Origin of the sequence: Nocardia amamiensis (assembly GCF_015477605.1) — a bacterium.
Classification (GTDB): Bacteria; Actinomycetota; Actinomycetes; order Mycobacteriales; family Mycobacteriaceae; genus Nocardia; species Nocardia amamiensis_A.
Genome location: NZ_JADLQX010000144.1, coordinates 1 through 1,532, shown reverse-complemented (window position 1 = coordinate 1,532; position 1,532 = coordinate 1). Strand labels below are relative to the sequence as shown.

The 1,532-nt window shown below is 65.3% G+C and carries 2 pseudogenes; both read right to left on the bottom strand.

The features are described 5' to 3' along the window. A pseudogene (locus IU459_RS39915) lies at positions 1-190 on the bottom strand (group II intron reverse transcriptase/maturase); the annotation flags it as partial. Between the two features lie 88 nt (positions 191-278). After that, positions 279-845 (bottom strand): annotated as a pseudogene (locus tag IU459_RS37125) (reverse transcriptase N-terminal domain-containing protein); the annotation flags it as partial. Positions 846-1,532: the final 687 nt, after the last annotated feature.

Here is a 1,532-nt window from a genome sequence, read left to right as displayed (position 1 = left end):
GGTCATCGGCGTAGCGGATAACCGCAGGGCAGCCCTTCACCGTTTTCCCGGCACGGGTGCCGGTGGCGTAGTAGCAGACCCCGGCGGCGGCCTCCATGCCGTGCAGAGCAACGTTGAGTATCAACGGACTGATCACCCCGCCTTGGGGAGCACCCTCCTCGGTCGGCGCGAAGCGATCCTGATCGACCACGCCGGCCCTCAACCACTGCCGCACCAATCCCCGTGCGGAAGGTGCCCAGTGAGCCGAGGATGTGGTCGTGATCGAGGTGATCGAACGCGGCGGCCAGATCGGCATCGAGGATCCACACGCGTTTGGCGTCGGTGCGACTGACAGTGGTGTGGATGGCCACGATGGCGTCGTGGCATCCCCGGCCCGGCCGGAACCCATAGGATCTGGGTTCGAACCGGGCCTCCCACTCGGGCTCCAGCGCGTTGACCACCAGCGCTTGCAAGGCCCGATCAGCGATCACGGGTATTCCTAATCCGCGGCGGCGTCCGTTGCCCTTCGGTATGAACACCCGCTTGACCGGCCGAGGCGACCACGCGGCGGTGCCGTGCTGCAACCAGTCGACCATGTCGGTCTTCTGCTCCGCGTCCGTCACCACCTCGCCGTCGATCCCGGCGGTCTTGCGGCCCGCGTTGAGCTCGGTCACCCGCCGCACCGACATCAGTGCGTTCGCGCGGGAACGGAGCATCAGCTTCTGCAAATTCCGGACCTTCTTCAGGTCCCCTGCCTGTGATGCCGCGAAAATCCGCTGCCGCAACCGCCGTACCTGGTCCTCGACCGTGCGCCAGCGCACAGCATCCCAATCGAGCACCGGGCCTTCGGGTCCGTTCACCAGCATCGTGGTGTCCAACTTGCCCCTCGAGTTCTGACAGTTTCGGTCATCGAGTCGTTCGCAGGCTCACCCGGCTCGCGTCAGCACCCTTTCAGGTCGAGGCAACTGCCTCTATCCGGCCAGTTATGCAGGCGCCACCAGCAGAGGAACTGGTTGCGCGGCACCCGGTTTCCTGTGGCCTTTCGGCCCACCGGCATTCGCTTCTCGAGCCATCCTGCCCCCGCTGCGGAATTCAGCCTTCCTCGCGGTCGGCCTACCAACCTCGAAACAGGCTGGACCGCATCGGGATTGTCACGTTCCGCATGAGACAGTCACGACCGGATTGGGTGCCCTCTGTACCCCGGGGACGGTGGTGCGCACCCGCCCGGTCAAATTCGCCCGGACGGCACCTGTCGCCTCACAACGACCGGCCCCTATTCTTCCGCTGGAACTTCCCATCGGCGGAAGTGCTGATGACGAGGCGTCGACGAGGGTTCACGCGATTCACCCGCCCGGTCTTCCCCAGCCTGTAACCCCTGGATGGAACAAGAGTCCTTGGGCCGTGCCCTCGGGCTTCGCACCCCACGGTCACCCATGACGCACGCCGAGGCGGGGACGATCCACGCGCACGGGATCGGGAACTACGTTATCGGCATCAGCCGATCCCTCCTTCTCCGAGTTCCACTGTTACTCATGCGACTTCGTGTCGCACGA